This is a genomic window from Microbulbifer pacificus, assembly GCF_002959965.1.
Classification (GTDB): domain Bacteria; phylum Pseudomonadota; class Gammaproteobacteria; order Pseudomonadales; family Cellvibrionaceae; genus Microbulbifer; species Microbulbifer pacificus_A.
In genome coordinates this window covers 1500402-1526107 of the sequence record NZ_PREV01000026.1, presented here as the reverse complement: position 1 = coordinate 1526107, position 25706 = coordinate 1500402, and the positions used below count along the sequence as shown (strand labels likewise).

The 25706-nt window shown below is 57.9% G+C and carries 24 protein-coding genes; 9 read left to right on the top strand and 15 right to left on the bottom strand.

The features are described 5' to 3' along the window. Positions 1-72: 72 nt before the first annotated feature. Positions 73-771 (bottom strand): lysoplasmalogenase, encoded by a 699-nt coding sequence (locus C3938_RS06840; RefSeq protein WP_233998696.1) that lies wholly within the window; start codon positions 769-771, stop codon positions 73-75. A 154-nt stretch (positions 772-925) separates the two neighbouring features. On the opposite strand from C3938_RS06840, the gene cysK reads away from it, so the two are divergent. The 9 genes from cysK to C3938_RS06795 all read left to right on the top strand — a co-directional run bounded on the left by cysK (position 926) and on the right by C3938_RS06795 (position 8086). After that, on the top strand, positions 926-1843 hold the full coding sequence (gene cysK / locus C3938_RS06835) for a cysteine synthase A (RefSeq protein WP_105102429.1): 918 nt from the start codon (positions 926-928) through the stop codon (positions 1841-1843). A 100-nt stretch (positions 1844-1943) separates the two neighbouring features. Beyond that, positions 1944-2780 carry a 3'(2'),5'-bisphosphate nucleotidase CysQ gene (gene cysQ, locus C3938_RS06830; RefSeq protein ID WP_105102428.1) on the top strand — a complete coding sequence of 279 codons (837 nt, stop codon included), beginning with the start codon at positions 1944-1946 and terminating at the stop codon, positions 2778-2780. Positions 2781-2893: 113 nt separating this feature from the next. Beyond that, positions 2894-3106, top strand: a complete 213-nt coding sequence (locus tag C3938_RS06825; protein WP_105102427.1) for a hypothetical protein — start codon at positions 2894-2896, stop codon at positions 3104-3106. Between the two features lie 251 nt (positions 3107-3357). Further along, positions 3358-3633, top strand: a complete 276-nt coding sequence (locus tag C3938_RS06820) for a type II toxin-antitoxin system HicB family antitoxin (RefSeq protein WP_105102426.1) — start codon at positions 3358-3360, stop codon at positions 3631-3633. Between the two features lie 103 nt (positions 3634-3736). Further along, a complete protein-coding gene (locus tag C3938_RS06815) occupies positions 3737-4327 on the top strand; it encodes an outer membrane protein (RefSeq protein WP_105102425.1) in 591 nt (196 codons plus the stop codon). Positions 4328-4553: 226 nt separating this feature from the next. After that, entirely contained in the window at positions 4554-5987 is a 1434-nt protein-coding gene (locus C3938_RS06810) for a YjgN family protein (protein ID WP_105102424.1), read from the top strand. Further along, a complete protein-coding gene (locus C3938_RS06805; protein WP_105102423.1) occupies positions 5984-7072 on the top strand; it encodes a M48 family metallopeptidase in 1089 nt (362 codons plus the stop codon). The genes C3938_RS06810 and C3938_RS06805 overlap by 4 nt, the downstream gene beginning before the upstream one ends. A 31-nt stretch (positions 7073-7103) precedes the next feature. Further along, positions 7104-7694 carry a DUF2939 domain-containing protein gene (locus C3938_RS06800; protein WP_105102422.1) on the top strand — a complete coding sequence of 197 codons (591 nt, stop codon included), beginning with the start codon at positions 7104-7106 and terminating at the stop codon, positions 7692-7694. Continuing rightward, on the top strand, positions 7691-8086 hold the full coding sequence (locus C3938_RS06795) for a DUF2237 family protein (protein WP_233998695.1): 396 nt from the start codon (positions 7691-7693) through the stop codon (positions 8084-8086). The genes C3938_RS06800 and C3938_RS06795 overlap by 4 nt, the downstream gene beginning before the upstream one ends. Positions 8087-8424: 338 nt before the next feature. Here the strand turns inward: C3938_RS06795 and C3938_RS06790 are convergent, their stop codons facing one another. The 14 genes from C3938_RS06790 to C3938_RS06725 all read right to left on the bottom strand — a co-directional run bounded on the left by C3938_RS06790 (position 8425) and on the right by C3938_RS06725 (position 25706). Next, positions 8425-9219 carry a LuxR C-terminal-related transcriptional regulator gene (locus C3938_RS06790; RefSeq protein WP_105102421.1) on the bottom strand — a complete coding sequence of 265 codons (795 nt, stop codon included), beginning with the start codon at positions 9217-9219 and terminating at the stop codon, positions 8425-8427. A 111-nt stretch (positions 9220-9330) separates the two neighbouring features. Continuing rightward, positions 9331-10128 carry a LuxR C-terminal-related transcriptional regulator gene (locus C3938_RS06785; protein ID WP_158681592.1) on the bottom strand — a complete coding sequence of 266 codons (798 nt, stop codon included), beginning with the start codon at positions 10126-10128 and terminating at the stop codon, positions 9331-9333. 339 nt (positions 10129-10467) lie between these two features. Next, complete coding sequence (locus C3938_RS06780) at positions 10468-11472, bottom strand: AgmX/PglI C-terminal domain-containing protein (protein WP_105102419.1); 1005 nt, start codon at positions 11470-11472, stop codon at positions 10468-10470. A gap of 16 nt (positions 11473-11488) precedes the next feature. Then, complete coding sequence (locus tag C3938_RS06775) at positions 11489-12010, bottom strand: ExbD/TolR family protein (protein ID WP_105102418.1); 522 nt, start codon at positions 12008-12010, stop codon at positions 11489-11491. Further along, on the bottom strand, positions 12007-12564 hold the full coding sequence (locus C3938_RS06770; protein ID WP_105102417.1) for a biopolymer transporter ExbD: 558 nt from the start codon (positions 12562-12564) through the stop codon (positions 12007-12009). Before C3938_RS06770 ends, C3938_RS06775 begins: the two co-directional genes overlap by 4 nt. A 31-nt stretch (positions 12565-12595) precedes the next feature. Beyond that, a complete protein-coding gene (locus C3938_RS06765; protein WP_105102416.1) occupies positions 12596-13276 on the bottom strand; it encodes a MotA/TolQ/ExbB proton channel family protein in 681 nt (226 codons plus the stop codon). A gap of 424 nt (positions 13277-13700) precedes the next feature. Then, a complete protein-coding gene (locus C3938_RS06760; RefSeq protein WP_105102415.1) occupies positions 13701-13979 on the bottom strand; it encodes a cell division protein FtsY in 279 nt (92 codons plus the stop codon). A 3-nt stretch (positions 13980-13982) separates the two neighbouring features. Then, positions 13983-14633: a tetratricopeptide repeat protein gene (locus tag C3938_RS06755; protein ID WP_105102414.1), complete on the bottom strand. Its 651-nt coding sequence runs from the start codon at positions 14631-14633 to the stop codon at positions 13983-13985. A gap of 1 nt (position 14634) precedes the next feature. Continuing rightward, complete coding sequence (locus C3938_RS06750; RefSeq protein ID WP_233998694.1) at positions 14635-17544, bottom strand: tetratricopeptide repeat protein; 2910 nt, start codon at positions 17542-17544, stop codon at positions 14635-14637. Continuing rightward, positions 17541-19688: a tetratricopeptide repeat protein gene (locus tag C3938_RS06745; RefSeq protein WP_105102412.1), complete on the bottom strand. Its 2148-nt coding sequence runs from the start codon at positions 19686-19688 to the stop codon at positions 17541-17543. Before C3938_RS06745 ends, C3938_RS06750 begins: the two co-directional genes overlap by 4 nt. A 13-nt stretch (positions 19689-19701) precedes the next feature. Further along, the gene (locus tag C3938_RS06740; RefSeq protein ID WP_105102411.1) at positions 19702-20232 is read right to left on the bottom strand and encodes an AraC family transcriptional regulator; all 531 of its coding nucleotides are present in this window, start codon (positions 20230-20232) and stop codon (positions 19702-19704) included. A gap of 79 nt (positions 20233-20311) precedes the next feature. After that, entirely contained in the window at positions 20312-21325 is a 1014-nt protein-coding gene (locus C3938_RS06735) for an FAD:protein FMN transferase (RefSeq protein ID WP_199775500.1), read from the bottom strand. Positions 21326-21331: 6 nt separating this feature from the next. Further along, positions 21332-22903, bottom strand: a complete 1572-nt coding sequence (locus C3938_RS06730; RefSeq protein WP_105102410.1) for a general secretion pathway protein GspF — start codon at positions 22901-22903, stop codon at positions 21332-21334. Positions 22904-23153: 250 nt separating this feature from the next. After that, positions 23154-25706: a LamG domain-containing protein gene (locus C3938_RS06725; RefSeq protein ID WP_105103265.1), complete on the bottom strand. Its 2553-nt coding sequence runs from the start codon at positions 25704-25706 to the stop codon at positions 23154-23156.

Sequence of the window (25706 nt, the reverse complement as noted above, 5' to 3'; positions counted from 1 at the left end):
CACCTCATCAAACCGCTATAGTCAAATTCCGCCCGAATCGGGGCTGTACAAAAAAACGCCGACCATTATCCACTATGCCCGCGGCGGCGCCAAATCCGCGCGGATCAGCCCAACCACCAACAGTGCCTGCGCCGCGTAATAGGTCAGCATGATCCAGGTACCGGCGAGCGGCACAGGGTCGACAAAGCGGTTGATGGCGATCAGGGCATCAGAAGCCATAAAAGTCAGCGCGCCGGCAAACAGCAGCGAGGAACCGCTGCGGTGGGCGGCGGCACTCAGCGCCATGGCACTGATCGCGAGTATGTAGAGCCCCACGGGCAGCGCCAGCTCGCCGGCGGCGGGCAGCACCTGTCTGCCCAGTAGGATCACCGCCACCAGCACCGCGAAGGCTCGCCCTGCCAGGCAAAGGCTGAGTTTGCCACGGCGGACAAAGGTTGCCGTGTAGGTCAGCTGCGCCAGCAGGAAGGCGCCCAGACCGAAGATGAAGTGGTTGGCGAAGGGAACCGCCAGCAGTACATCGCCGATGGCGGAGAAACCGAGGGCGAGCAGCGCCAGCGTACGGGTCGCGCCGCTCAGCCGGTTCGCCGCCAGCCAGAACAGCAGGCCGATGGGCACGACCTTGAGCGCTGCCATCCACAGGGCCTTAGTGCCGGAGGCATCCAGCAGCATATACAGGGTGGCTGCCAGCAGAAACAGCAGCGCCGCCGCGTTGGGCAGCGCGGCAGGGGCGGGTTGGGCGTGGGGGGCTGTGATCATCGCTGCATCGTTCATGGTATCTCCTGGTTTTTATCTTGCTGCCGGTTTTTATCTTTGTAGTGGGAAGAGTATTCTTGCGCGAGTATTCGCGAAAGCCGGTGGTGGCGCAAATCGCCTGTCCGCCCAGCCGGTCTCCATTCTTTTTCTCGTCTTTTCAGGGAGCGACCAGATGAAAGCCAACAATATCCTCGGAACCATCGGCAACACCCCGCATGTGCGTATCAATCGCCTGTTCCGGGGCGATATTGAGGTGTGGATGAAGGTGGAGCGCTTCAATCCGGGCAGCAGTATCAAGGACCGCATCGCGCTCGGCATGATCGAGGATGCGGAGAAGTCCGGCGCGCTCAAGCCCGGTGGCGTGATCGTCGAGCCCACGTCTGGCAACACCGGCATTGGTCTCGCGATGGTGGCGGCAGTGAAGGGCTACAAGCTGATCCTGACCATGCCGGAGTCCATGTCTGTGGAGCGGCGCAAGCTGATGAAGGCGATGGGCGCGGAGCTGGTGCTCACGCCCAAGGAAAACGGTATGCCCGGCGCCATCGCCAAGGCGGAGGAAATCCTGTCGCAGAATGCCAACGGCTGGATGCCGCAGCAGTTCAACAATCCGGCCAATGTGACGGCGCACCGCACCACTACGGCCAGAGAGATTCTGGCGGACTTTCCCGAGGGCCTGGATTACCTCATCACCGGCGTCGGTACTGGCGGGCATATCACCGGCTGCGGCGAAGTGCTCAAAGAAACCATGAAAGATCTGAAAGTGTTTGCGGTGGAACCGGAGAAGTCCCAGGTAATTGCGGGCAAGGAGAAGGGCATGCACCGTTTGCAGGGGATCGGTGCGGGCTTTGTGCCGGAGGTTCTGAACAAGGGCATTCTGGATGGCACCATTCCCGTCAGCGAAGAGGACAGTTTTGAGATGGCGCGTCAGTGCGCACTGCAGGAGGGTATCTTTGTGGGAATCTCCTCCGGTGCCTCCCTTGCCGCGCTGAAACAGAAGGAGCAGGAGCTGGCGCCCGGCAGTCGGGTGCTGCTGTTCAGTTATGATACTGGCGAACGTTATCTCTCCATCGAAGACCTGTTTTCCGCCTGATCCTCCCTCCTTCAAAGCGCGCAGCGGGATGCCCCATCCCGCTGCGCTCTGCGTATAATCCCCCGCTTTGGTTTTACAGAATTCAGAATCCGGGGGAATCATGGAAAACGTAGTGAGCAGGGAACTGCTGGACAAAGTCATCGCCATCTCGGCCGAGGCTGGAGAAGCAATTCTCGAGGTATACAACGCCAGTGGGGAGCTGGAGGTGGATACCAAATCCGATGATTCTCCGGTCACTGCCGCGGATCTGGCGGCGCACAGGATTCTACTGCCCGCGCTGGAGCAATTGCTCGACGGTGTGCCGGTATTGTCTGAAGAAGGCCAGCTGCCCCCGTATGATATCCGCAGCCAGTGGGACCGTTACTGGATTATCGATCCTCTGGATGGCACCAAGGAATTCATCCGACGCAACGGCGAGTTCACCGTGAACGTGGCGTTGATCGAGCACGGCGAGCCGATACTGGGGGTGGTACATGTGCCGGTGCTCGGCATTACCTATGCCGGCGCCCGGTCTCTCGGCGCAATCAAGCAGGATGCGGAGGGGGAAAGGACCATTGCTGTACGGGCCGTGCAGCCCCGCCTTGACCGCCGGCTGCCGATCGAAGTGGTGGCGAGTCGCAGCCACGGTGCCGGTGCGGTGGATGCGTTGCTCGCGCGTATCGAGAGCAGCCTCGGCGAGACCGGACTCAAGAACATGGGAAGTTCGTTGAAGCTGTGTCTGGTGGCAGAAGGCGCCGCAGATCTGTACCCGCGTCTAGCCCTCACCTGCGAATGGGACACCGCGGCCGCCCAGGCCGTGGTGGAGGCCGCCGGTGGCATTGTGGTGGACGAGCAGTTTGCGCTGCTGCGCTACAACCGCAAAGAGGAGCTGTTGAATCCATTCTTTTACGTGATCGGTGACCCGTCCTACGACTGGAAATCACTCCTGCTGTCCTGAGTCGGGGACGGGCTGGTGGGACAAATCTGGTCTAGGCTTAATCTTATATCCGGCTGTCGTGTGGTTTGTTTGCGCGACGGCCGGGTGATCGGAGCCTGACCGGGAGGTGAGCTATGCCCTGCAGCCATACGATTTCCAGCCACACCAATATCAGCGAGGCGGACAACCGCGCGCTGCGCTTTCGTTTGCAGAACGAGATCACCTGGCTCTCGCGGCAGATGGAAGATCTGCAGGGCGCGGATGAATCCCGCGATCTGTCGCTGATCCAGACCTACCGGGAAATGATCTTTTCCCGCCGCGCTCTACTCGGGCGTATACCCCGTTGACTGTGGTTTGACTTCGCTACAGTCGACACGATTTTGCGCCGGAAACATCTTCTGGAATAAACACACTACCGGTTTCACGCCGGTGGAACCTGTGCCGTATGTCCGCCCAAATTTGTGAATTATTTTTCTGTATTCGCGCGTCCTGGATTCCGCCGACGCGAAAATATTTCCCTTGTGTAGAAATTTGTTCAAGTTTCGACAATTGGGTCTACGCTTGTGGGATATAAATTTAAGCTAAAAGAGAAAGTCCCATGCGCTATCCGGTCGTGGTTCACAACATCGAATTTGCCGGTTACGGCGCCATCGCGCCGGACCTTCCCCACTGCCATTGCCATGGTGAAACCCTTGAGGGCGCGCTACAGAAAATGGCGGAAACCATCGCCCAACGGCTGGATGATTTGCAGGCCGCTGGCGATCCGATGCCGGTACCGGGCGAGCTCGACAAGCTGCGCAAAAACCCCGCCTTTGTCGGTGGTGTGTGGGCAATCATCGACATTGAGCGCAATGAGTTGCGACCGAATATCTGAATGCCACAACGAATATAAATTCTGTCGCCGGATAAGGCGGCGCCACAACAGTAAAAATGAACGTTTGGAAGAACTTCCAACGTGTTAACCAAGGACGGTGACAATGAAAGGTCTGGTATTCCTTCTGGCCCTGTTTGCTTCCAGCGCCGCACTGGCCCAGTGGAACAATCCCTTCGACGGCTACTGTAACGGTGAATATCGTGTAATCGGCACCCTCGGTCTCGGTGTGGGTGAATTGCAGATCAACGATGACCAGGACTTCGCCGGCTATGCCAGTATTGGCGTTACTCCGGCCGCGGGCGTGTGGCAGGTAGAGTTGCGCTATACCGGCTTCGACGACGGTCGTGTGTCAGTGGATCAGTGGGGCATCGGCGCCAAGGTAGACTTTACCGTAACCTGTGACGTGCAGTGTTTCTACTGGATGGTGGGCTGGAACTACGGCGAATTCGACGTGGATACGATCGAGAAACACGACATCCTGTACGACATCGATGACGACAGCAGCGATAACTACTGGAATGCCGGGGTCGGCTACCGCTACAAGTGGACCCAGGATTTCGACACCTCCATCGAGTACAACTACAACAACGTCGATAACCGCGTGCGCTTTTACGATTACGATACCGACTATGAGTACCGCTTTGATCTCGGTCATCTGCGTACCTTGACGGTCAACTTCAGCTATCGCTTCTGAAATTCCACGACGGAAGCCAGTGGCAATCTCCCGGCTCGACGCACTGAGTCGAAGGGATTGCCCCTCCACGATACATGTAGATCCTGCCTTTCATTCACTTCCTGATTTTTTCTGATCGGATAGCCTGTTCAAACCGTTCACTACCATTCGCGGATAGGTGTCGGTGATTCCTTGTGGCATCATGACCGTGCATAAAAAAACTGAAAAATCGCACAAGGAATGATCAGTGACAGAAAAATATCATATCGAAATCACCGGCGTTGCTGTTGGGGGGAAGAGTCAGGAGCAGGCGATCGCCGCACTGGCGCGTTACGCGGGTATTACTGAAGAACGCGCGCGGGAAATGTTTGCGCGCGCGCCCGCGATTGTGAAGCGGGATGTTCCGGAAGATCTTGCCATTCGCTACGAGCGCAAACTGGCTGACCTGGGGATCGGTGCCAGGCGGGTACCTGCCGCCGTGCTGGAACTGGAAACGGTCGACGCAGTAGCGGTCGATTCAAGTGTGGAAGTGGCGGGCGAGACAGCATCCGTTTCGTCGACGGCCTCATCCGCAACGGCTCCTTCCTCTGCCACCCCAGTTTCCCGGCAATCCGCGAGCGGTGGCCACTCCGGAGGACATGGGCGGGGTAACGGCGGTTCCGGATCCGCGGATCAGGCGGGGCAGAAACGCCACGTGGGATTTGTTTTTTCCGGCAACGGATACGAGTACTTCAAGATCTGGATTGTAAATATCCTGTTGACCATCGTTACCCTCGGTATTTATGCCCCCTGGGCCAAGGTGCGCAACACACAGTATTTCTACGGCAATACCAGCCTGGATAACGCCAGTTTCGCGTTTACCGCTGATCCGGTGAAGATGCTGATCGGCCGCCTGATCGCCGTCGGTCTGCTGGTGGTGTTCATGGTGGTCCAGTCATTCATGCCCCTGATTGGACTGCTGCTTGCATTCAGTCTGATGTTTGTATTTCCCTGGGTACTCAATCGCACCTTCGCGTTTTACGCGCGTAACAGCACCTACCGGAACATACGTTTCCGCTTTGTCGGCAGATACACCGATGCGCTGATCAATTATCTGGGCTGGCCGATTATTGCGATGTTGAGCCTGGGCCTGCTGACACCGTTCATGATGTTCAAGCAAAAGCAGTATTTGATTGAGAATCACCGCTATGGCAACCAGAGTTTTTCCTTTCGTGCACGGGTAGGCGATTTCTATGGTCTGGTGCTGATTGCATTCGGCGTCGGCTTGGTGGGCGTTATCGCCGGCGCCCTGATCGGTGTGATACTGGGATTGATCTATCAACCTCTGGGAATCCTGTCCGGTATCGGTGCGATGATCGGGTATGCCATCGGCATCCTGTACTTCATCACCAACATGCAGAATCTGATCTTCAACAATACCAGTCTGTCATCTCACGACTTCAAGGCGCGGTATGAAATCAAATCCTTTGGATGGCTGATGGTCTCCAACTTTCTGCTGACGGTCGTCACTCTCGGTCTGTATATTCCCTGGGCCAAAGTGCGTGTTGCTCAGTACGCCGCAGAGCACACCGCGGTGGATGTGGCGCAGGATCTGGACAAATTTGCAGCCATCAGTCAGCCGGACGAGTCCGCGTTTGGTGAAGAATTTGGTGATGTATTCGATATGGAAGTCGGATTTTGAGTGACTCCCTGACGATTCAAGGAACCTGGCAGGACGGCACAACCAGTGCCGTCCTGCCCGCACAGCTCCGCTGCGTGGGTGGGCAGGTATACCTGTTTGCGGACGGGCGCGAACTGCTGCGTGCGCCCGCCACGCAAGTGGCGCTTTCCCCCAAGTTGGGGCGCACGCCCCGTTATCTCAGCTTCGGCGATCGAGCGGGGCAGCTGGAGAGTAGTGATCACGACAACCTCGACCGTCTTGATCGTCTGGTCGGCAGCCGCGGTTACGGTATTCTTCACCGACTGGAAAATCATCTGGGAATGGTGGTGCTGGCCACACTGATGGTGGTGGTCATCGTTTGGGGATATTTCACCTGGGGGGTTCCGGCGGGCAGTAAGGCGCTGGCTAACCGTCTTCCTCCGGATCTGCTGGATCGCTCCGCACAGGAAACCCTGGAGTTTCTCGAAGAGTATTCGTTCGAGCCGTCGGCGCTCAGTCCGCAGAGACAGGCGGAAATCCGCGCAGAATTCGGTGCATTTGCACCGGACTACCCGATCGAGAAACTGCGTTTCTATCGCGGCGGTGATCAGGGTGCCAACGCATTCGCACTGCCGAATGGAACCATCATTTTCACCGATGAAATCGTTGCGCTGGCGAACTCCAGTGAGGAGCTATTGGCGGTATTCGGCCACGAACTGGGCCATGTGAAATACCGCCACTCGCTGCGTCAGGTGATCCAGGGCTCGGCATTTTCCCTCACCATTGCACTGGTCACCGGTGAAGTCTCCGCTCTCGGTGATCTGTTGCTGACCGCACCACTGGTTTTTACACAACTCTCCTATTCCCGTCAGTTTGAGTTGGAGTCGGATGCATACGCGGTCGAATTACTGCGCGAGAATGGGCGTTCCCCAAAGGCGTTGGCCGATATCCTCAGCAAGTTGTATCACAGCAAGCGTTGTGAGGATAAACACGACTGTCGCGAAGTTCCCGGTGAGGATGCAAATTCAGATTCCGAACACCGAAATCATGCCAGCTGGTTGAGGTATCTCAGTACCCATCCCCACCTCGAAGAGCGTATCGCGCTGACCAGAGGGATGGGGGAGTAAGAACTCTATCGGGAAGAAAGGAATCCGTTGAATGCGCAACAAATGGATCTGGGCAGCCTGTGCGCTGCCCGTGGTGCTTCTGGCGGTATATATGGCGTTGCCCTGGTATTCCGCGCACAAGCTGATAGAGGCTGCGCACCACCAGGATCTGGAAACCATGGAGCGCTATGTGGACTTTCCGCAATTGCGAAGCAATATGCGGAAGCATCTTCTGGAGGAGCTGCAGGTTTCCATGGAGCGGGAGCTGTCGCCGGAACTGGGAAAACTCTTTTCCGCGGGCGCGGATATTTTGCTTGCTCCTCTACTGGACCACTTGATCAGTCCCCGCGGCATCTCTGACTTGATTCAGGGCCAGAAAGACTGGAGTGCGCTTGAGCGGGAACTGGAAGGCATTTTTGGTGGCAGCTCACGCCCTTCCCCTCCCTCGGTGCCGCCAGGGCAATCCCCTGATGAGCACGAGCGCCATTGGCAGCTGCAACATTGGCGTTTCACCGGATTGAATACCGTAGAAGTGATCTGTGGTAATCGCAATGAAGAGCCCGAGGTGCAACTGCTTCTGCTGCGCAAGGGGTTGCACTGGAGGTTGGTGGATATTCGTTTGATAGCTGGAACGGGAGAATGAAGGTGGCAATCACTCTGGAAATGCACGACTCGAAAAATGTGTTCGGTGATCCGCTGATTCCGTGCAGCACGGATCCACTGACCGGATTTTTTCGCGATGGTTGCTGTAACACCAATGATCAGGATCTGGGATCTCACACTGTGTGCGTACAGGTGACTGAAAGTTTCCTGAAGTTCTCCCGCGAGCGCGGCAACGATCTCAGTACACCAATGGAAGAATTTGGCTTTCCCGGATTACACCCCGGTGACCGCTGGTGTCTGTGCGCCGCACGCTGGCTGGAAGCACAGAAGGCGGACATGGCCCCACGGGTTTACCTGCAGCGCACCCACGTAAGGGCGCTGGAAATTGTGCCGCTGGAGTTATTGCGACAATATGCGGCGGACCTTAACTGAGTCGAACTTCTTCGAATGAAAACGCTCTGTGGCAAGTCTTCCCGGCTTGCCACAGAGCCAGCCTTACGGCTGCAACCAACTCACAGGATGGGATTCTGTTGGTGAGCGCGGTATCCATTCCCGCCGGCGGACTCGGGTTCCATAAACCAGCGTGCTCAGGAGTTAGCTTGCGCTTCCTTGGCGAGGTGGACAATAGCCCCTTGGGGTCAAAAGCGGGCAATACCTGCAACAATTTGCGACTGGGAAGTTAAAAACGTCCGCAAAAATACCTGACTGACGCGCCATGCGCTCGGATTGCATTCGGCGTGCGCAAAAGATACTCCTGCCAATATATTGGATCAGACAAGGCCTTCTACAAGAACCTTTGATACAAGTTGTCCTGTTGTTTTGCAGCCGGATTTTTTAAGAATATTTTTCCGGTGATTTTTCACCGTGTGCTGGGAGATTTTGAGCATCTCCGAGATTTCTATACTGGTCTTTCCATCGCTCAGCAGGCGGACGATTTGCATTTCCCGCTCGGTAAACAGAGATGGAGCACCGATGATCTGCATGTCTTTATCAAAGACGTCGATATTAAGGTAACTCTCACCGCCGAACAGGTGCAGCAGCGACAACTTGTAGTTGTTGCGGGTTGTGATATGAGAAATGTCGGTGTGTATGCTCAAAACCTTGGAAACCCGATTGTCGTCATCGGTGGCCAGAATCAATGCCTGATGGTTGAACATACGATAACTTCCATCGCGAGTGCGCAGTCGGCCACAGTAGGAAATTTTGTAGTTCTTGACCTGTTCTCGACCAATCTGATTATTCAGAATCTTGAGCGCCGTTTCCTCGGCGCGCGACGCGAAGGAAAGGTCTTCTGGGTGCCCGCGCTCAATAATGGATTGAATGGTGGTTCTGGAGGGGTCGAGACCGAGAATCTGTTCTACCGATTTGCTGACCAGCATGGGCTGCTGGATGTTAAAGAAATCCAATACGTAGTAGTAGGCCGCACCGGTACTGAATGTGGTAGCGATGAACTCGTCAATTTCCTTGCGTTGCACGGAGACGTCGTGTTTGGCGAAGAAATCCGGCACATTGCGCCAGGCGCGATGAATCAGATTTTTTTCCGGTTGCAGATCTCCTGGCTCCATCCAAATAGCCCTTTTGTTCACTCTTCGTCATTGATAAAAAACTCACGAAGCTCACGTGAGCATTATTGCGATTATACCGGGCGTGTATAACAAAACCGGTTATACACCGACTTAAATAAGTCCTTCGACGATACAGCTGCCAAACAGTTGCCCCATATTCTGACACCCCGCTTTTTTCAGAATACGTTTCCGGTGATTCTTTATGGTGAATTCCGAAAGCATCAGTTCGCGCCCGATTTCCGCGCTGGTGAGGCCACGAGAGATCAAACGAATAACGGAAATTTCCCGTGCGCTGAATGCTGGAGGGCTTGGCTGAGGAGCGCTGACATTACCGTCGACCTCGATATTGAGATAGGAAGGTTCTCCATTCATACCGATCAGGGAAAGGCGATAATTGTTTTCCGCACTCAGGTGGGATATGTCTGTGTGTACATTAAGGGACTTACCTATTCTGCCTTCATCATCCGTAGTGAGAATAATGGACTGATGATTGAACAGTCGGTAGCTGCCATCCCGTACTCTGAAGCGAAAACAGTAGGAAAATTTGTAGTCGGTTATCTTCGAAAGGCCGATCTGATCCTGCACCAGGCGGAATGCCGTGGCCTCTGCTCTGGCTACAAACTCCATATCGTCGGGATGGATCTGATCCAGAATATCCTGAAAGGTAATGCTCTCAATACTGAGGTCGTGGTGTCGCTCCACCTGTGGACTGATGTACAAAAAACTCAGGTCGAACACATCAAATACATAGTGGTAGCACGGGCCATTGCTGAATATGTGCCCCATCAGTTCATCAATCTGAAGCTCGGAAAGTACGGTATTGCCCTGTGCGACCATTTCGTTCCGGCTTTCCCATACTCCCTTTAGAAGCTCGGTCTTGGGTTTGCCGACTTGCGTTTCGTTGACCACTGGTTTGTCCTGAATAGTTGCTGTTCGTGCTTGCGGAAGTGAGCGTAACTACAGATGGACTAAGGATCACTCATTTATTGCGATGCGAATCACAAATTATTTGAGACTTTTGTACCAGATGCGGGGCGGGAATTGCAATTGCCTTTCATGGTCTTCGCGCATTAGCTAGAAGTTTTCTGTCTCACCTCTCGACCGAAGGGCATGTGGGGCAGGAAAGTTCGGCTGTTTGTGGGGTGGCTGCTGGCAAATCCGGATCTGCGGCTGGCGGGAATGGCAGGGTGTAGCACGGATAGCGAACGCGCAATCGAAATCCGTCCGATTGCGCGTTTACCCAGTGGGTCAGGATGGCAGGAAGTCGATGGAATAGTTGAGCGTAGACTTCTCTACACTTGCGGCACCGAAGTTGATCAGACCGATACGGGCCAGTAGCTTGCGCTCCAGATCCTCATCCCCCAGTTCACTGCTTACCAGTGTCACTGCGGAAACAGTGCCATTGGCCTCGATTACCAGCCTTACCGTGACCTTACCCGCCAATGTCGGGTTCTGGCGCAGGGCGCGGTTGTAGATGGCGAAGATGGCCCCTTTGTTGGCTTCCATGATCTGGCGAATGGATTCCTCACCACGTGTTCCGCGCTCGCGACGGGCTTCCTTGGCGCTGGACTTGGCTGCTGCCGTGGCTTCGGCCACTTCCACCTGGGTGGTTTCGCGCCCGGACAGTGCCGAACCTCCAGTATTGCGGCTCAGCTGGCCGGTGTTGATACCGCCGCTGGATGTCTTGGACTTGTCGGAGATCAATGAGCGGTCAATCTTCTGTGCATTGGCTGCTCCACTGGCGAGGCTGTTGGCATTGGCCACCTGGGATACATCGAGGCTGTCGCGCATATCCATCAGGTCGTCCTGCAATTGCATCAGACCGCTGTTTGCCGCTTTTTCGCGTGCTTTGGCCACTTCCTCCGCCGGTGCCTTTTCCGTAAGTGGTTTGGGCTTCACCGTTTTTACCGGCTCCGGTTTTGGTTTCTCAACCGGCTTGGGTTTTTCTTCTTTGATCTCCTTGGGTTCCGGCTTTTTCTCCAAGGGCTTGGGCTTCGGTTTTTCCACCGGTTTCGGCAGTTCTTTTTTCTCGAGAATCACCCGCGCCAACTGCGGTGGCAGCTGTTCTTTTTGCTCCCGTGTCAGCTCCGGGGCTGGAATGAATGTGAACAGTGCGCCCACAATCACAAAGGCGACAATGCCGGCCTTGAGGAACTTTACAAAGCGCTGGTCTTCTTCTTCGGTGGAGGACCAGGGCAGTAGTGAATTGTAGTAGTGCCAGGGCATCAGCGCCGGGGCAGTAGTCGTCGACATGGCTAACCTCCCCTTTTTACTGGCCGGCGACCGGCGTGGCCGGGTCCTGCGCTGACGTCTGTGTGACCGCGAGATCGATATCCCGATAGTCCGCGGCGGCACAGGTGTTCATGATCTGTTTCAACAGCGCGTACGGCACTTCCTCGTCACCGAGAATAGTGATGGGACGACCGACCGCCAGCTTGTCTTCCGGCAGTGGCTCTGCGCGGCTAGCCAGGTAACTGAGCTCGTCAAACAGTGCTTTGATCTGTTCATCGTCCGCGGAAATATCCGCGACCTTGACTACCATACGGTTACCTACAAGCAGCTGGTCGCCGTTGACCCGCACAATGGTGGTGGTCTCCGGTTTCTGGGTGGAAGTGGAGTCCGGGAGTTTTATGGTTTTGTCTGCCTGCAGCACTTCCACGTCGGAAGAGTTCACCAGCAGGAAGAACACCAGAATGGTGAAAATATCCATCAGAGAAACCAGGTTCAGCTTGGTTTCCTTATGCCGGCGCTGCTTGCGCCCTTTCAGCTTGCCGCCGATCGTCGCTTTCATAATCCGTTGCCTGCCAGCTGCTGTGTTTGTTCCGCCTGGGCTTGCGCTTGCTCACTTTCAACGGGCGCGTCACCGAGGGAAATTTGCGGAAACAGTTCCGCATCCACCACTGATGCCGCTACTACCGCACGGAATGAACGTGCGGTATCCATGGCGGTTACCAGGGTGCGGTATGGAGTACCGGGCTCAGACAGAATGACCAGGTCTTTCTTGTCGATATCCTTCTCACGCAGGCTGCGCTTCACTTCCTGCAATACATCGGACACCAGCTTGAAATCCGGCGCGCCGTCCCGGTTGGAAATACGCTTAACGCGAATTCCTGCCGGATAGTTGATGTCGATGTAATCGGCGCGTAGCACCAATTCCAGCTGCTGATTCTCTTTCTGGTCCTGCGTTGTGCTCGGGTCACTCAGACCGGGCAGATTCAGATTCAGCACGGAGATATGGGAAAACACCATATTCAGCAGCAATACGGGGACCAGAACGGTCATCAGGCTCATGAACGAGGTGATGTCCAGCTCGGGATCGGTTTCCAGCCTGCGTCGGATAGCCATGGCAATCTCTTGTTATCTGATGAGGGTGGACTCAGGCAGTGGTGGCCTGGCGCGCTGCGGCTGCCTGTTCTGCTTTCTGACCGCGGGTAAGGGTAATCAGGTTGAGAAATTTCACCCCGGCCATTTCCAGGCTATCGATGATTTCGTTGGTCTTGTTCTGCAGCATGGAGTAGGCCAGCAGCAGAGGAATCGCGGCAATAAGACCGAAGGCGGTGGTGTTCATCGCCACGGAGATACTGGAGGACAGCATGGAGGCCTTCTCTGAGGGCTCGGCGTTGGCCACGGCGGTAAACGCGGCGATCAGACCAATGATGGTTCCCAGCAGCCCCAGCAGGGTGGAGATGTTGGCGAGGGTGGCAAGATAGTTGGTGCGTTTTTCCAGGCGCGGCACGGCTTCGAGGATGCTCTCTTCGATGGCCATGGCAATATTTTCATCCTTGCGCGCATGCTGGGCGGTGCTGATGCCGGCGGCGACGATCTGGCCCATGGGGGCCTTTTCGCTCTGCGCGAATTTAAGTGCGGCGGCGAAGTTGCGCTGCTGCATCATGGGCAGGATTTGGCCATAGGCCCGGCGGTTGGCGAGCTTGGCGCGGGACAGAAATACCCAGCGCTCTACGACGAGCACCAGTCCGATCACCAGCACCAGTGCGATGGGATACATGAATGCGCCACCGTTCTGGAAGAAGCGCAGCAGTGTGTTGAAAAACTCCATGGTCAAATCTCCGGGACGTAAAGATTTTTAATTGTATTAATCGGGTTACTTACTTGCTTCTTCCGAAGCGAAAAAGTTAGGTGTAAAGGCGCTGCTACTGGGAACAGGTTTGCGAGACCTTCTAAAACAGGGATGTTTTAGAAGAGCCCCCATGGATGGGTTCACGGCGTGTCTCGCGAACCTGTTCCCAGTAGCAGCGCCGCCACTGCGCCAGCTTCAGAGATAAAGTACTTTGAAGCTGGCACTGTGGCGGCCGAGCACCGGGTATGGCTTTTCAAAACCGGGCTAGGCGCCCCCCTTCAATACATCCATGTACGCTGCGTCGGCGACGTCCCTGTCGCCGACGCTTTTGAAAAGCCATACCCGGTGCTCGGCCTTCAATTTGTATTTTGTACTTCGTTAGCCTTGGGTTAAGTAGGTGCTATCAGTTGTTGTTTTCGCTTTCCTGCACCAACTTAATTTCCCGCTTCAACTCCGAATACTCTTGATGCTGGAAGCTGTGGTCGATGGCGGTGTGGATGGTGCTCTCGATTTTTTCCAGGCTCGAAGCCTGCTTCCAGGGGATGATGTACAGCACCTTGGGTTGTTCCTGGCTGCCCACAATCGTGGACTCCAGCGAGATCACCTCGCCCTCCTCCTGCGCCGCCGCAGCAAAAGACAGTGCGAGCAGTAACAGCGCAAATAGCGGAGTCAGCTTCTGCATGAATTACATTCTCCGTTCCAGATCCACAATCCAGCCCGCCAGCACCCGGTCTTCCACTTCTTCCAGCGCCTTCGCTTCGCGATAGTGATGCAAAGCCTGTTCCGGTTTGTGCAGATACAGGTCGAACAGGATACCCAGATTGAGGTGCGCCATGGCGAAATCCGGCCAGTGGGTGAGAGCGCTTTCATAAGCGATGCGGGCATCCTCGAATTTTCCCTGATCGCGCAGCAAAACGCCGAGTGAATTCCAGGCAAAAACATTCTTCTCGTTCGCCGCAACGGCCTGGCGCAGGCTGGATTCCGCCTGCCCAGGTTGCGCCAGCTTCAGTTGTACCCTGGAAAGGTTCAGCCAGGCTCCGGAGAGATTCGGCCACTGGGTTACAACCTGCTGCAGTTCGGCTTCCGCCGACGGGTACTGCTGCTGGTCGTAAAATCCGCGCGCGCGTGAAATGGCCTCCAGTGCCGCCGCCGGTACATCCGTGGGATCTGCGAAATACGGATTCGGGGTAGCCACGCGCTTGCCGCTTCCGTCCAGCACCGGCTCCGCGGCAGTAGCGTCTCCCCGCTGTGCCGGATTGCTGCCGCAGGCAGCGAGCAGTGCTGCAAGGCTTGTGATGATGGCGAAGTGGAAGAAGCGTTTTAACGTAACGGTCATATCAGTATGCCTCTTCACTCCACTCCAGGGTCGACTCTGGCTTGCGGTAGCGTGCTGGCAGCAGGTTTTCCAGAGAAGAGAAACTGCTCCTCACCCATTTGTCGTACACGCCGTCCGCAGTGCGCTGGATATTGGCTTCGTGCAGCTCGATGGCTTTTTCCTCGAACGGGAAGGCCTGTTCTTCCAGCAGGATCTCGTACTGCTCAAGCTCCAGTGGATTCAGACCATTCGGGCGCTGGGAGTCCATCAGGTCGCGGCTTAGCTGGCGGTAGACTTCCGCGAGGCGGAAGTTGGCGGCAGTGGTAAATTCGGCGATACCGAAATCCAGCACTTTTTTGTAGTCCGCCACCGTGACTTCCATCGCCTGCTTTTTGTTTTTCAGGCTCTGCTTCAACGGCAGGGTCAGGGACAAGCGCTCGAAGCGCGCGTAGCTCTGATCCGCCAGTTCGTTCTGGGCGAAGGCGGCCAGGTAGCGGCCGCGGGGCTCGGAAACCCTGTTGCCCGACAGGCTTTTCAGCCACAGATTGCGCTCGCGGTCATTGCCGGCCCGAGCGTAAAGGGACACCAGTTGGTACTGGGCTTCCAGATTTTGCAGTGCCGGCTCACGCCATTGCCTCGTGTACTGACGATAGGCGTCGATGGCTTTCGGATGGTTCCCGGCCTGCTCGAATTGCTCCGCCGCCAGATACAGCGAACTGCGGCGTACCTCGGCGTTGGGATCGCTGTTGGCCAGAGTCATCAGCTCGCCGGCGGCAGCCTCCGGCATATCCATTCCCTGATAAATCGCCACTGCTTTGGCGGCGAGGGATGGGGTCAGCTTGTGGTCGGGGTAGTGCTGACGGAAGTCTGCCAGTTCCGACTGTGCTTGCGACCAGCGTTGCAGACGCACCAGCTGGTTGATGGCATCGTACTGGGCAGTAGCGGCGATGGCAGAGCGACCGCTCTGGCGAACTTTCAACAGAAGGCTGATGGCTTCTTCTGTGGGCGCGGCAAACTCCATACTGTCGCTGGTCAGCTGCACCTGGCTGAGAATCATCTCCGCCTGTTTATAGATAGCGGACTGCAACCGATCGCGAGTATTCAGATACTCCGGGTCCGTGGATGCCATGCTGGACAACAACTGTGTGTAGGCGTTTTCGGCCGCGGCAAAATCGTCGATCTCAAAATAGCTGTGGCCGAGCAGCATGAGGATACTACGGCGCTGCGCAGCATCCGGTGCCGGTTGCCAGGCTGCGGCCTTCTCCGCCGCGGCGATGGTTTCCTGGTGTCGGTACTGCTCGAACAGGTGGTTGGCCGCATCCAGCTGCACCGCCAGCGCGCGCCGGTCCTGGGGCCAGGTATCGGCGAAGCGCAGACCGGTCTCGATCTTTACGTCCAGCCAGTACTTCATTCGCTCCGGTTCCCGTTCCCGCTTGTGCACCTCGCTTGCCATCAGGATGGCAGCGTAGCCGGCTTCAGTCGCGCGGGCGGGTGCGATACCCTTTTCCGCGGTATAGCCCCAGGCAACTCTGCGGTAGGCGCCAAATGCCTGCACGTACTGGCCGGATTCGTTGAGGCTCTCCGCCATCAGGAAGGTGAGTTCGGGGGCTTTTTCATCGGATGGGAAGGTTTCGACAAATTCACCGTACAAAGACGCGGCAGACATAAACGCTTCGCGGGAATCGCGCTGCGTTTTATCGGCGACCTTCGCGTTAGTGCGTGCCCCGTGTGCTTCTTTTGCCAGTGCCTGAGCTCTGGCGTGATCGAAGCGCGCGAGTTCCTCGAGCCAGGGCTTGAGCTGTAGTTTGAGCAGGTCGCGCTGGCTGTCCTTGGCTTTCTGCCAGTACGCGCTGCGGATACCGTAGCGGGTAACGAAATTGCGTTTGGCGGGAATGACTTCGCTGGGGAAATTACCCTGTTGCAGAATTTCCACCGCACGCACGTGCATGTGTGGAGCCTCTTCACTCAGCGGGTAATGTTCTACAAACGTGAGGAATGTTTGTGCCCCGTCACGGTACCGCTCACTCTCCGCATACCAGTCGCCGAGGCCGTGATAGAGCTGATGTTGGTAAGCCCGCGGTCCTTTCTCCGGGTTGAAAGATTCAATGACTCCGGCACCGCCCAGGTAGTTGAATCCCAGAGCCAGCACGCGCAGCGTATCGTTGGCCAGCCGGCGCTCGCCCTGCTCCAGTTGTCCGAGCAGGCGTCGGCGCGGTTCGTTCTCCGCCAATAACTCGTCCATCAATGCGAGGAAGGTTTCATTGGCCTCGCGATAACGCGCATCCTTGAACTGGCTCCAACCGAGCATGTAGCGTGCATTGCGCGCGAATGGCGTGTCGCCCTCCGCCAGCACCGCCGCAAAATCACGCTCCGCCGCGCGATACTGTTTGCGTCCGAATGCTGCCTCACCGCGGCGGAACAGTGCCTCGGCGATAAACGGAGAATCGGGTGTGGTATCGACAATATTTTCCAGTGCGGCGAGGGCGCCGGAGGTATTGCCATCCAGAGCACGTGCGCGCGCCAGGCGATAGGCGAGGTAGTCGTCGTCCGCGGACGTCTGCAGCAGGGCCTCATAGTGGCGCACCGCATCGCCGTAGGCGACGGCCATGGCGGGATTGTCTGCCTGCAGCTGTTCCAGGCGCTCCATCTCCAGGTCGGCGAGGCGCAGCTGGATCTGACGGCGGGTTTTGGGATCGCTGTTGGCAGCGAGCGCCTTTTCATAGCTCTCGATCAGTACCGGCAGCTCCACCCGCGGCATGGTCACCAGCGGCTCGTTGGGCAGAGCGCTGGCTGGTAGGTCCGCGAGTGTGGTTCCCGGGTGAAACTTACCCGTGCCCGGGTTGAATATGCCGGAGCAGCCGCCCAGTGTGGTGCTGGCACAGATGGCCAGTGCAAGCAGTTTGTGTCGCTGGCGGAGATGGGCGGACTTCACAATGGCACCTCGGTCGCGGTGTCGGGCTCGGCTTCCGCTTCGGATATGTCAGATGGCTCGCTGGGTTGTGCTTCACTGTGGATATCAGGTGCGCTGCCGGTTTCGGTCTTCATATCGCCCGGTGCGGACGCGGCACCGGAGACCGACGGAGTGTCAATTTCCGGTGGCAGGTCGTACATCCCCTGCATGGCGGCATCCTGGATGCGCGCAATGGCGAGCCGGGTATGCGCCATGTATTGCTCGACACGTTCCGTCGCCTGCACCAGCGCTGTGCGCATATCTTCGCGGATTCGCGCTTCGAGAATACTGCTTGCACGGTGGATCGTGTTGCGTTGCTGCTGCAGACGCAGGCCGGCGTCATCCACGCTGCCCGCCAGCAGATTCAGCTGTGGTGCTTCGGCAGCGATACGCGCGACCTTGCGCTCGCGGCGCGCCGCGGTTGTGAGTTCCTGTTCCAGCGAGGTGATGGCCTTGCGCTTCTGCCAAAGGTTGTCGTGATACTGTTCGGCCGCCTGCCACTGCAGAATGCCGCGGGCTCGCGCCAGTGTCTGCTGTTGATAGTTGCTGGTCTTGCCCGCTGCCATAAGGCGCGCGTAGCGGGCTTCGGCCTCGCGTACCATTTGGAATAACCCGGCAGCCTCACTGTCGCTGGTGGCGAGCATGGCGAGTCCGTCTGCATCCGCTTCAATACGTGCAAGTGCCCGCTTTAATTTCGCCAGTTCCTGCTCGGCAATCTGCACCTGCTGGTCGTACTGCGCGCTGCTGTGCCGCTGCACGATGTCGATGCGGCGCTGCTCGCGCTCGTCGATCAAGGTGTGGAGTTCTGGCAATCGTTCTTGCCACTGCTCCAGCACCCGGTCCAGATGGCGCAGGTCACGCAGTTCAGACAACTGCAGCTGTAAGCGGTCGCTCTGCATCATCTGTAACAGGTATTGCTGGTTCATCCGGATGAGCGCTGGAGTGGTTGCGTCCTCCAGCCAGCCATAGCGGCGCAGTTCAATGTCCGACTCGGCGTTGACTTCGGCAAATTGCAGATGTGCGGCGGCACTGTGCAATTTGTGCAGATCGTCCAGCGCCTGTTCGTACTTGCGCTCTGCATTCTGGTACGCGCGCAGTGCGAGTTTGGGCCGGCGCAGCTGTTCGTAGCTGAACGGCAACGCCAGCAGCGCTTCCTGTACCTGGGGGGAGAGAGGGTTTTCTCGAATAAGATAACCAAGCGCATCAACGGCCTGCTGATGGTTGCCACCATTTACGGAGGCCCAGCCAAGCCCCAGCAGCGCATCTGCGGACCAGGGCGTATCCAGGCGCACGCCGCGGAATTCTTCCGCCGCCGCGATCAGGTCGCCGCTGAGGGCCATGGCATAACCCGCACCTATTCTCGCCTTGTCGCGCAGAATGCGCAGCTCTTCTTCCGATTCCGAAGACATGTCCGGCCGGCTCAGCGCCTGCTCTACCAGCAGAGCCGCTCGGCGATAATCCTGAGCGGCAATCTCAAATTGTTGTGAACGTGCCTGCGCCGCGGCCAGATTGCTGAGCGCCAGGGCGCGCTCCGCCACGGGCAGATCGGCCATGTTCAGAAGTTGACGCGCCTGTTGCAGATCGCCGCGGCGAATCGCGAGGTTGAGCGTCAGGGCGCTCTGGTGCATCGCGCCGGATTTCTCTAACTGCTGCGCAGCGGTGTCCCAGTCCTGGTGACGGTAGTTGAGTTCCGCCAGTTTCAGCCAGGCGATTTCCCGGTAGCGGGCGAGGCGCTCTTGTTGGTCTTCTTCCCCGGCCTTCAGTAGCTGCTTCTCAAACAGTTCCGCGGCTTGTTGCTCAAGCCCGAAGGTAAGGCTGATCCCGCCGCGAATCAGATCCGCATTGTCGGCGTGATAGCGGATTCCACCGCGCAGGTCCGATACCATCAGGGTACTCAGCGCTTCGAAGCTGTTGCCCTGAAAGTAGTGATACAGCGCGGCACCGTAGCGCATGTCCTGCGCCTGCTGGAATTTTTGTGCAGGCGCCCCGGTTTTGTGTTTTTCGACAGGCTCCGCTTCTGCAGCGTTATCGGCAGACACCGTCGCGGTCGACATCAGCGCGGAGGCAATGGCCAGCGCCAATGATGATCGGTGCAGGGCGCGTTTTATGGAGGGGGGAAACAGCATGGCGGTGTCCGGCTCAGGGTGCCGGCCATTCGATCACTTCGAACTCCGGCTGCTGCTTGCCGCCGGAATCGGAGATGCGCAGCTCGATAACCGCGGGCTCATCAGTTTTTTTCAGTTCCAGGGTGGCGGCACGCTTGAACTCGCGTTGTTCCGGGCCGAAACCGGTAAAGAACGCAGTAACGGTGTGATCACCCGATTTCAGGTTGCCCTTGAACAGTGGTTGGATGCCACCGCGGATCAGGGCCTGCTTCTGGTGGTCGGTGTAGAGGTGGGTTTCCACCAGCTTGTTGTCGATATGCAGCTTGACCGAGTCCAGGTCGAAAAAATGGCCGACATCCATGGACACGTAGACCGCCACCTGGCTCTGGGCGGGAAACAGCAGATCTTCTTCCAGCACCAGGAGATCCCGGTTCAGTTTCAAGACTTCCTGCTTCAGGTTTTCCAGATCGGCAGCGGCGAAGTCATCACTCTGTGCATAGGCTGATGCTGCGCCGGTGAAGACAAGAGTGGCGATAAGTATGCTGAAACGGCGCAGGGAAAACATGTTGAAGCCTGAAATTCGTTGTCGTTAAGCCCCGCGATTATGGCAGGGTTCCTCATTTTGGGTGTGACGCAGTTGGCATTTATTGTTGCAGGCCGCTGCTGAAAAACATCCGGTGATCGGCGTCGATCACAATTGCCTCGAAATTGTCCAGTTCTTCGATCAACGCCAGCCCTTTTTTCTTGCCCAGTACAAACACACTGGTTGAGAGGGGGTCTGTATCGAAGCCCTCGGGGCCAATGATGCTGACGCTGATGAGCTTGTCCTGCTCGGGACTCTGGCCGTCGCTATTGGCATCGGTATCGGTCGGCTGGCCCGTGGTCGGGTTGAAAATATGGTGCACCCGGTGGTCGTCGCCGTCGATGAAAAAACGCTCATAGTCGCCAGAGGTGGAGATGGCGGTATTTTCCAGCGGGATCACCGCGGCATTTTTACTTTTGTCCCGCGGGTGGCGGATACCGATCAGCCAGGGTTTGCCGCGTTTGTCGCCCAGCAGGCGCGCATCGCCGCCGGCGCTGACACTGGCATTCTGCACGCCGAAACTTTGCAGAATGGCGACAGCGCGGTCCACGGAATAGCCCTTGGCAATGCCGCCAAGGTCAATTTTTGTACGCGGATCTTTGAATGCCAGGCGGTGTTTCTGTTGATCCAGTGCGATATGCCGATAGTTGACGGCAGGCAACAACGCTTGTGTGGTCTCCATGTCCGCTTTCCGGCCCTCGCGGAAATCGTACAGACTGCCGAGGGTGGCGAAGGTGATATCGAAGGCGCCGCCGGTCCTGTCGCTGTAGTGCAGCGACTTGTCGATGATGGTCGCCAGTTCCGGAGAAATGTTCACCTCACCCTTGCCGGCCTCGCGGTTGACCCGGGACAGCTCGCTGTTGTCCTTGTACGGGGACAGGGCGGCGTCGATACGGCGGAATTCGTCCATCACCGCGCGATTGATTTCCGCCGCCTTACTGTCGTCATCGGTCCAGAACTGCAGGTGCACCTCGGTGCCCATGATGGCTTGTTTGTCGTAGTGCCAGTCGGCGTTACAGACTCCACAGGCAAGCAGCGCGATGAGAAACAGTAGTGGGCGGACCGGGTACATCATTGTTCGTTATCTGATTGGTGCAAATGCAGTCAGGCTGTCCATCAGGCTGGCGTTGCCGAGGCCGTGGTTGGGAAACAGGCTGGCGAAACTGCCTTGCTCGCCGTGCAGTGCCATATAGTTGAGCACTACCGTCTGCACCAGTTGGTTGACGTTGTTGGCGGCCGGGCTGCCCGCGGTCTCCACATCGCCGGATGGGCGCATGTAGCCGATCTGCTGGTGACGTGCCTGTTCATCCGCCGTGCCGCCGAGCAGCTGCGGGCGACCGGCGGGATTGTAAACGAGAAAATAGGAGGCTGCTGTCTGCTGGTTGTCTCCGGTCCACACACCTTTGCCACGGCCCTGTGGCGAATCGTCCACCATGCCGTTACTGAATACAGAGCCGTCGCTGAAGACGTAGATCATCAGCGGCTGGCCGACGCGCGCGGCGTATTCCAGGCAGGCACCGATGCAACGACCTGCGCGCAGATCGCGCATCTCGCCAGTGGCCCGGTCGCCGGTGTGGTAGTCGTAGCCGCCCATGGTGATGGTGCCGGCGCCGGCGTAACCGTTAACCACCAGTTTCATGGTGGAGGCGGTCTTCTGGAATTCGCGATCGTTAAAAAACTCATCGGAAGAAAAAATGCCGGCGGGGCCGACAATGTCCGGGTCGAGTGCAGGGTCCAGTGCGCTGGGATTGCCGAAGCGGTCGGCGAGATCGGCGCTCTTCATGTAGCCGCACTTGACCAGGTCTTTGATCACCGCGTCGTTACTGACCCGGGTGTTGACCCTGCCGAGCTTGGCGTTGGAAATACGGTACATGGACTCCATCACCGCCACGGTATCTTCCTGACTTAGCAGGCCCACCAGATCGCCCACGTCTACGAGGCCGGTCACATCTGACGGGCGGTCAATTTTGGTGGGGCGCACTTCGGGATTGATCAGGTCCATGGGCGCCATGGAGTTGCCGCCGGATTCGCTGGTCTGCGAACCAATCAATGCAAGTAATGAGCCATTGGCGCCGGCGCGGTTGATACCGTACATGGGGTTGTGGGGGTTATTGCCGGTGTCGTTTTCCGAGCGCGCGGGGATTACCGCACCGTTGATGGCGCCGGCGGTGCCGGGGGCAATTCTTTCCAGGATACCGCGCAGCATCTGGCTGTCGCTGTGAAAGGCGAGGCCGAGGTCGGTATTAATGAAGGAGTTGCCGGCGGCGTCGGTGACGGAGGGCGCCATGTCGCCGGGCAGGCCCTGTTTGCTGTAACCGGCGGTGCTGAGAAAGTCGAGCTGACCGCCCTGCTTGCCGACCAATACGTTGGAGCCCGCTATGTTGGCGCCGCCGGCGAGGTCGAAGCAGATAAACGGGATTTTGCCGGCGCCGTTGGCGCTGACGCCGCAAGTTGCGCGCATGGCTTCGAGGTCGGGAGATAGCGCGGCCTGGGCCATGCGCGGGTTGGCGAACAGGCTGAAAACCGAACCGCCCAGTACCGTGGCCATGCCGGCGCGAAAGCCCTGCCCGAGAAAATCCCGCCGGCTCACCGGACGGTGATGGTCCGGGTGACGCAGAGGCTGGTCCAATTCGAAATGTTTTTTCTTGCTCATGGCTCTTTCCGGGTTCCCGCAGCTTTGGGATTTCCGCTTTATTTGATTCTGTGGCGGCGCCACCGACAGCAGCCCCTTCACATCGAATACTTCTACTTCGTTAAAAGTTTTATGCTTCGCCGCCTTCTCGCAAGGGGTCAGCGGGAAGATTCCGGCAAACGATTGCCGACAGGTTGTTTGCCGGGGTCTTACCGCTGGCCCCGTCCCGCTTACGAAGCTCCCAAGCTACGAAGTACAAAACGCAAATAAATCAGTGAATCAAAATCATCGCACTGCCCATGGCTGCGGCACAGGTGGCTTTCACGGTCGTGGTAGTGCGATCTGCGCTGCAGCTTCCACCGCACGCGGTCATCGTGTCGATCAGTTCATTCAGTTCGGTGCGTACCGCGCTCTCATCCGGCGCGGTGGCAAGTTGCGCGGTATGTCCGCCCATGGCCGCGGGCCAGGTGATTGGTCGGCCGAGCAGGTTCTCCAGCAGTGGGTCGATGATCTGTGCGCGCTTGGCACTGCTATCGAATGCCGAGGCGGCACCGGCGGAGAAATTGAAGCCGGGGAAATAGGCCGCCCGCTTGGAGGTATCGTCTACGAGCGTGCTGCAGTATTTCACCGCGAGCTGGGTGATGCCCATCTGCTGGGCGGCGAGGAATCCGCGTATGTCCGCTTCCACCGGGAGTTGCTGCTTCACTTTCTCCCAGGTGTCCACCACCGCCGGGTGCGCACTCGAAATTCCGGTGGCCGCGGAGAGTGCCGCATGGATCTGCTCGAAACGGCGGATGCCGATGCGCGGTTGCGGGGTGAGGTCCGCGGGCGCGGCGGGGAGTGCCGGAGTGGCTTCCACGCGTACGAATTCCTCACTGCCGAGTCGCTCGAAGGTCAGGAAAAATTCATCCGCGGTCGGACCTTTTTCCAGGGTGATGATGGTGCCGAGAGGAGAGAGTTTCTGTCCGCTCGCAGGATCGTACAAGTTGGCGGTAACAGTGGTGTCGAGGTTGGCCCAGGCCTGGCCGACGACGGCCTCGCGACCGTTGATGCCGATGCGCATGCCCTGAATTACCACACCGTCCGGCGTCACGCCGTCTTCCAGGGTGATGAACTTCGGCGCACTGAACAGGTAACCGTGGTTGTCGTACTGCTGCACTTCGAACATGACGTAGCCCTGGGGCACGTCGGTCTGTTCTTCCACTTTGAACAGCAGCAGGTATTTTTCACCTACGCCGGCTTCATAGTTGGTGAGGATGTCATCCTGGGTCAGGGCGCGGGAATGAATTGCCAGCAGGCGGATGGAGCCGGCCCAGGCAAATTCATTCGAGGCCTCGCTGCCGAGTACCAGTGCAAAGGTGTCGTCCCAGGTGGACAGCAGCCCCGGTGCCACCGGGTCCGCGTCGCCGGTGAACTCTCCGTTTACATACAGCCGGCGGCCGTTGATCGGGTCGAAGGTGGCTACTACGTGCTGCAGGGTCGCCTGCGCGCGTTCCGCCATATCGTCGGTAATCAGCGCGGGCATGCCGTCGGCATTGGTGCTGGCGTCGTTGCGGTTCTGGAAGGTGTAGTTGTACATCGCATGACCAAGGGTGAAGTTGCGGATGTTATTGCCACCGGAGTAGCTGACGATCCGCGCCGGGCCTTCCTGCACCACGTTGGCGGGAGCGACCCAGGCCTCGATGGTGAATTCACCGGTGCCGCTCAATGTGTCGAACAGGCGCTTGCTGGTGGCGGTGGCCGCCTGGGCCTTGCCGCCATTCAGCTGAATACCCCAGGAGCCGAGCCACTCCACGTCACCGGAGAGATTGAGGTCGATGGCCGGGTTGATGCCCGAGGTGTCGTAGGCGGTGGTGCCGCTGCCGGTCTTGAATTCGTACAGGGCGATGGCGTTGTTCTCGATACGCCCGCCGCCACTGGCGACGATGCCATCGGTGAGGAACAGTGCCTTGCTGGTTACCCACTCGGGGTCCACTTCGGTGACTGCAATGCCATCGACGAAACTGCGTATGGCTGCGGTCATGGTGTCGGCATTTTCGCTGCAGTTGCTCCAGCAATTGTGGAAGTCACTGCCGAGACGCACGACGAAACGGGATTGTTCCGGGTTGTCCAGATCCATCCGTGCCTTGGATGCTTCGTAGGCCTGGTCTACATCGCTGCTGGCGAAGTAAGGCTGCTGCGCGGTGGGCGCGTCCTCGCTGTGACAGGCAGAGCAGTATTCCTCGAGCAGTGGATAGACCGTGGTGGCGAAATTGCCACTGCTGGCGGGGAAGCTTTTGCTTGCGCCCACGTCGCGCTCAGGGGGTGGTGTCAGCGTAATGGTGCTGACCACGGAACCTGCGGCTGCGGCCCACTCTTCGATGTAGTTGGTGATGATTTCCGCACAGGCGTCGGGGCTGGCGAGCCAGCAGTTGTGACCGCTCGCCACTTTGGTGACGAAACGGGAATCCGCGGGGCTGCCGAGGTTGACCAGATCGCGGCCCTCGCCGTGGGCGAGGTTGATGTCGTCACTGCGTACGAAGCGCGGGCTCTGGTTGCCTTGAATATGGCAGCTGCCACAGCGGTTCTCCGCGGCGAGGTTGTCCCAGATGTAGCGTTTGTAGTTCTGGACGTCTTCGCTTTCCGGTGCCGGCCCGGAATAACTGGTATCACCGGTATCCGGATTGGTGTTTGGCAAATCTTCCGTGGACTGGCCGCTGCCGCCAGAGCAGGCAACCAGTAGCGCCGAGGCAAAAACCCCTGACAACAGTGTCGCTCTGCGTAGATAGGGGCGCACAAACAGTGTGCCCAGGTGCAATTGAACTTGCGCGGGTTTGGCTTTCAT

What these genes read in the sequence shown, in the direction of transcription:
- C3938_RS06755 (WP_105102414.1), bottom strand. Translation starts at nt 14,633, where the DNA reads ATGACCGTTACGTTAAAACGCTTCTTCCACTTCGCCATCATCACAAGC.
- C3938_RS06765 (WP_105102416.1), bottom strand. Translation starts at nt 13,276, where the DNA reads ATGGAGTTTTTCAACACACTGCTGCGCTTCTTCCAGAACGGTGGCGCA.
- C3938_RS06825 (WP_105102427.1), top strand. Translation starts at nt 2,894, where the DNA reads ATGCCCTGCAGCCATACGATTTCCAGCCACACCAATATCAGCGAGGCG.
- C3938_RS06790 (WP_105102421.1), bottom strand. Translation starts at nt 9,219, where the DNA reads ATGGAGCCAGGAGATCTGCAACCGGAAAAAAATCTGATTCATCGCGCC.
- C3938_RS06735 (WP_199775500.1), bottom strand. Translation starts at nt 21,325, where the DNA reads ATGATGTACCCGGTCCGCCCACTACTGTTTCTCATCGCGCTGCTTGCC.
- C3938_RS06800 (WP_105102422.1), top strand. Translation starts at nt 7,104, where the DNA reads ATGCGCAACAAATGGATCTGGGCAGCCTGTGCGCTGCCCGTGGTGCTT.
- C3938_RS06725 (WP_105103265.1), bottom strand. Translation starts at nt 25,706, where the DNA reads ATGAAAGCCAAACCCGCGCAAGTTCAATTGCACCTGGGCACACTGTTT.
- C3938_RS06745 (WP_105102412.1), bottom strand. Translation starts at nt 19,688, where the DNA reads ATGCTGTTTCCCCCCTCCATAAAACGCGCCCTGCACCGATCATCATTG.
- C3938_RS06820 (WP_105102426.1), top strand. Translation starts at nt 3,358, where the DNA reads ATGCGCTATCCGGTCGTGGTTCACAACATCGAATTTGCCGGTTACGGC.
- C3938_RS06770 (WP_105102417.1), bottom strand. Translation starts at nt 12,564, where the DNA reads ATGGCTATCCGACGCAGGCTGGAAACCGATCCCGAGCTGGACATCACC.
- C3938_RS06740 (WP_105102411.1), bottom strand. Translation starts at nt 20,232, where the DNA reads ATGTTTTCCCTGCGCCGTTTCAGCATACTTATCGCCACTCTTGTCTTC.
- cysQ (WP_105102428.1), top strand. Translation starts at nt 1,944, where the DNA reads ATGGAAAACGTAGTGAGCAGGGAACTGCTGGACAAAGTCATCGCCATC.
- C3938_RS06730 (WP_105102410.1), bottom strand. Translation starts at nt 22,903, where the DNA reads ATGAGCAAGAAAAAACATTTCGAATTGGACCAGCCTCTGCGTCACCCG.
- C3938_RS06775 (WP_105102418.1), bottom strand. Translation starts at nt 12,010, where the DNA reads ATGAAAGCGACGATCGGCGGCAAGCTGAAAGGGCGCAAGCAGCGCCGG.
- C3938_RS06760 (WP_105102415.1), bottom strand. Translation starts at nt 13,979, where the DNA reads ATGCAGAAGCTGACTCCGCTATTTGCGCTGTTACTGCTCGCACTGTCT.
- cysK (WP_105102429.1), top strand. Translation starts at nt 926, where the DNA reads ATGAAAGCCAACAATATCCTCGGAACCATCGGCAACACCCCGCATGTG.
- C3938_RS06780 (WP_105102419.1), bottom strand. Translation starts at nt 11,472, where the DNA reads ATGTCGACGACTACTGCCCCGGCGCTGATGCCCTGGCACTACTACAAT.
- C3938_RS06795 (WP_233998695.1), top strand. Translation starts at nt 7,691, where the DNA reads ATGAAGGTGGCAATCACTCTGGAAATGCACGACTCGAAAAATGTGTTC.
- C3938_RS06815 (WP_105102425.1), top strand. Translation starts at nt 3,737, where the DNA reads ATGAAAGGTCTGGTATTCCTTCTGGCCCTGTTTGCTTCCAGCGCCGCA.
- C3938_RS06840 (WP_233998696.1), bottom strand. Translation starts at nt 771, where the DNA reads ATGAACGATGCAGCGATGATCACAGCCCCCCACGCCCAACCCGCCCCT.